This is a genomic window from Actinoplanes sp. NPDC024001, assembly GCF_040638955.1.
Classification (GTDB): domain Bacteria; phylum Actinomycetota; class Actinomycetes; order Mycobacteriales; family Micromonosporaceae; genus Actinoplanes.
Window position 1 is genome coordinate 1 of the sequence record NZ_JBEZZB010000357.1, and the last position, 1,956, is coordinate 1,956.

At 71.4% G+C, this 1,956-nt stretch carries 2 protein-coding genes and 2 pseudogenes; all 4 read right to left on the bottom strand.

Annotated features, from left to right (window positions below; genetic code table 11):
- The coding region (locus AB0F81_RS51100) for a hypothetical protein (RefSeq protein ID WP_360211709.1) at positions 1–158 on the bottom strand (158 nt) is incomplete at its 3' end.
- 26 nt (positions 159–184) lie between these two features.
- A pseudogene (locus AB0F81_RS51105) lies at positions 185–445 on the bottom strand (MFS transporter); the annotation flags it as partial.
- A gap of 77 nt (positions 446–522) precedes the next feature.
- Complete coding sequence (locus AB0F81_RS51110; protein WP_360211706.1) at positions 523–1,572, bottom strand: aldose epimerase family protein; 1,050 nt, start codon at positions 1,570–1,572, stop codon at positions 523–525.
- A gap of 28 nt (positions 1,573–1,600) precedes the next feature.
- Positions 1,601–1,956: pseudogene (locus AB0F81_RS51115) on the bottom strand (FAD-dependent oxidoreductase); the annotation flags it as partial.

A 1,956-nucleotide genomic window follows, 5' to 3' on the forward strand; every position in this document is an offset into this window, starting at 1 on the left:
ACGTCCTGGTCCGGCTCTTCACCGAGCCGCTCGGCACGGTGCTCGACCAGCACCCAGAACCACCAGTACAGCCAGCCGATGGTGAAACCGGCCCAGTGACCAATCGCACGGTCGGCATAAGTAGAGAACGAACCCGTGTCCGGGGATGCCACGGCCATCTGGCCTCCGGTACGGCGGCCAGCACCGTCAGCAGCACCGCCGATGTGAGGTCCCCGGCGATGCAGACGCGCCGTGGCCCGATGCGGTCCAGCAGCGGGCCGGCCAGCCACTGGGTCAGCGCGTAGGGCGCGGCCTGGCAGAACATCACCAGGCCGGCGAGGGCCGGGTCACCGGTGGCGGTCAGCAGCAGCCAGGGCACCGCGACGATCAGGACACGGTTGGCCGACAGCGTGCATGCCTGAGCGCTCAGCAGCCCGATGAGGGGCCGCGGCGACGTTCCTACCACTGTTGGCCGCCGATCGTCGTGTCCGTCAGTCCTCTGTGGGCACGGACGGTGACGCTACCGGCGGTGATACCGGCCTGTCAGCTACGCGTCCCGAACTCATACACGGTCGTGGACTTGTATTTTTCGCCGGGACGCAACTCAGTCGACGGGAACGCCGGCTGGTTGGGGGAGTCCGGGTGGTGCTGGGTCTCCAGCGCGAACCCGTCACCCTGCCGGTACGCACGCCCGCTCGTCCCGGCGAACGTACCGGTCAGGAAGTTGCCGGAGTAGAACTGCATGCCCGGCTCGGTGGTCCGCACGGTCAGCGTCCGGCCGCTGCCCGGTTCGCTGACGTGCGCGACCGCCCGCAGCCCGCCGTCCGGGTCGTCGAGCACCCAGTTGTGGTCGTAACCGCCGCCGTAGCGCAGCTGGGTGTGGTTGTCGCGGATCCGCGCGCCGATCGCGACCGGCTCCCGGAAGTCCAGCGGTGTGCCGGCCACCGGCGCGACCTCGCCGGTCGGGATGAGCGTGGCGTCGACCGGCGTGAACCCGGCGGCGTTGATCTGCAGGACGTGGCCGTAGACGTCGCCGGAGCCCTCGCCGGCGAGGTTGAAGTAGCTGTGGTTGGTCAGGTTCACCACGGTCGGCGCGTCGGTGGTCGCGAGGTAGTCGATGCGCAGCCCGTTGTCCTCGGTGAGGGCGTAGGTGACGGCCACCGTCAGGGCGCCCGGGTAGCCCTGGTCGCCGTCCGGGCTGACGTGGGTGAGCACCAGCGCGCCGTCGCGGACCTCGGCGTCCCAGATCCGCTGGTCGAACCCGGGGGTGCCGCCGTGCAGGCTGTTCGGCCCGTCGTTGACCGGCACCTGATAGGCGGTGCCGTCGACGGTGAACTGGCCCTTGGCGATCCGGTTGCCGTACCGGCCGATGATCGCCCCGAAGTACGGCCCCGGGTTGTCCACGTAGCCCTGGATCGTGTCGAAGCCCAGCGCCACGTTCGCGGTGGTGCCGTCCCGGTCCGGCACCTCGACCGACTGGACGATGCCGCCGTAGGTGAGGATGCGGACCCGCAGGTCACGCCCGTTGTCGAGGGTGTACCGGTCGACTGCGCCGGCGGGGGCGGACCCCCAGGCCTCCCGGGTGACGGACATGACCGACATCAACTCCCCACTGTGATCATCACGTTGTGTGCCCGGCAGCATACCGGTCGCGAGGCAGCGCCGACCGCTTGCCGACCACCGCGGTCGCCAGCAGCCGGTCGGCCAGCGGCAATCCGGCCGAGCGCAGCGCGGTCCGGCGCAGCCACCGCTGCGTGCGGGTGGCCGGCACGAACCAGCGGGTGCCGCGCCGGGCCCGCTCCTGCGTCTCGGTGACCACCGGGCGCAGCGCCTGTTCGTACCCGATCAGGGCTTCGCCGATCGGCGCGCGACCGGTCAGCTCGGCCGCGAGCAGGCACGCGCCGGCGACCGCGAGGGAGGCGCCCTGCCCGGCCAGCAGCGACACCGCGTACGCCGCGTCGCCGAGCAGCACCACCC